The organism is Aromatoleum evansii (genome assembly GCF_012910805.1).
Lineage (GTDB): Bacteria > Pseudomonadota > Gammaproteobacteria > Burkholderiales > Rhodocyclaceae > Aromatoleum > Aromatoleum evansii.
The window spans coordinates 1-403 of sequence record NZ_WTVK01000278.1 but is presented as its reverse complement, the minus strand read 5'-3'; the positions used below and the strand labels follow the sequence as shown (position 1 = coordinate 403).

The window sequence follows — 403 nt, the reverse complement described above, 5'->3', positions numbered from 1 at the left end:
GTCGTTGCCCTTGTCGTCGACGACGATGAACGCGGGGAAGTTCTCGACCTCGATCTTCCACACGGCCTCCATGCCGAGCTCAGGGTATTCGAGCACCTCGACCTTCTTGATGCAGTCGAGGGCGAGACGCGCGGCCGGGCCGCCGATCGAGCCGAGGTAGAACCCGCCGTACTCCTGGCAGGCCTCCGTCACCTGGGCGCTGCGGTTGCCCTTGGCGAGCATCACCATCGAGCCGCCGGCGGCCTGGAACTGCTTGACGTACGAATCCATGCGCCCGGCCGTCGTCGGCCCGAACGAACCGGACGCCATGCCCTCCGGCGTCTTCGCGGGGCCTGCGTAGTAGACCGGGTGGTCCTTGAGGTACTGCGGCATCTCCTCGCCGGCGTCGAGGCGCTCCTTGATC

General features: G+C 67.2%; 1 protein-coding gene. It reads right to left on the bottom strand.

All coding sequences use genetic code 11. The features are described 5' to 3' along the window. A partial coding sequence (locus GO615_RS30080; RefSeq protein ID WP_211167445.1) for a FumA C-terminus/TtdB family hydratase beta subunit occupies nucleotides 1-403 on the bottom strand: 403 nt, incomplete at both ends.